Here is a 1,412-nt window from a genome sequence, read left to right as displayed (position 1 = left end):
GAGCCGTGAGCCGTGAGCCGTGAGCCGTGAGCCGTGAGCCGTGAGCCGTGAGCAGACGCCACCCCTGACGGAAGTTCATGCCTGTGTCAACCTGTAATGCCTGTGTCAACCTGTAATGCCTGTGTCAACCTGTAATGCCTGTGTCATCCTGCGCGCAGTCGCAGGATCCAGATTGGTAGCAGGAATGACACAATGAAAAACTTTATAGCCGCAGATGAACGCAGATGAACGCAGATAGGGACCAAGACGTGCTTGGCATTGATCTGCGTAACATCTGCGTGTATCTGCGTTCCCTATTGTTTTCAGGTTGAAAAGAGCGGTGAGCGGTGAACAGTGAGGGGTGAACAGTGAGGGGTGATGCTTTACCCTTAAAAAGGTTTTCTCTGCGACTCTCCCTCTCTGCGGCTCTGCGTTAAATCTTATTGCCCTTAAATTGAAAGGAATGGTGGTATGACATTGATAGGACGCTGCTTGCTGGTGGTGGTATTGATGGGGGTTCCGCTGAGCGGGTTTGCTGAGATTGTACGGCCCGGAGTTACTGATAGGGTCAGTGCTGAGGTCCTGTTCGCTGATCTGGCGCAGGCCGATGTGGTATTTGTTGGTGAATCCCACGAAAAGCCGGAGCATCGCCGGTTGGCAGTGGCGATTATCCGTGGGGTACAGCGGCACAGCGCTGAGCTGACCATCGGCCTGGAGATGTTTGAGCACGGTGCCCAGGGGGCGCTTGATGCCTGGCTGGCGGGGGAACTGGACGAGGAGGGGTTTCGTGAGGTGTATGCCGAAAACTGGTCGTACCCCTGGGAGCACTACAGCGAGTTGCTGCTGTTTGCCCGTGAGTACAACATCCCGTTGCTGGCGCTGAACAGTGACCGTAACGTCATCCGCAAGGTCGGCCGCGAAGGGTTCGCGGCCCTTGATTTTGATGATTTGTTGCGCGTCCCCGCCGCCATCAGCGCGACCCTCAACCCGACCTACGACGCCCTGATGGAGGAATTTTTCCGCCCCTCCTTCGAGGCCGTAACGCGCGAGCGTAATTTCAGCTATTTCAAGCAAGCACAGGGGGTGCGCAACAGCGGCATGGCCCTGACCATCGCCCGCTACCTGAAGCAGCATCCACAGCGCACCCTGATCAGCCTGGCCGGTATCTGGCACAGCATCAACAGCAGCGTACCGGTGCAGTTGCAGGAAGGCGGCCTGACCACCCGGGTGGTGCTGCCGCCGGCAGAAGGGTTCGCCGCCAACGACCCCCGCACCGCCACCGAGGTCGATTACCTGATCGACGATGGCGGGCTGTAGGCAGCAAATACGGGGACATAATACCAATAAAGTGGGGTATTGGTTTATGTCCCCGTATTTGCTGGGACGGAGGGGAATCAGGGCGCGATGAATGGTGCCCTGATTGATGGATATGT

At 57.3% G+C, this 1,412-nt stretch carries 1 protein-coding gene; it reads left to right on the top strand.

The features are described 5' to 3' along the window. Positions 1-450: 450 nt before the first annotated feature. A complete protein-coding gene (locus AC6F7T_RS08205) occupies positions 451-1,296 on the top strand; it encodes a ChaN family lipoprotein (protein ID WP_500717725.1) in 846 nt (281 codons plus the stop codon). Positions 1,297-1,412 lie beyond the last annotated feature (116 nt).

It is taken from the genome of Pelovirga sp. (genome assembly GCF_059864205.1).
This window is presented reverse-complemented; position numbering and strand designations above follow the sequence as displayed.

Bases quoted from the DNA above. Each gene is read 5' to 3' on its own strand.
- AC6F7T_RS08205 (WP_500717725.1), top strand. From the start codon at position 451: ATGACATTGATAGGACGCTGCTTGCTGGTGGTGGTATTGATGGGGGTT.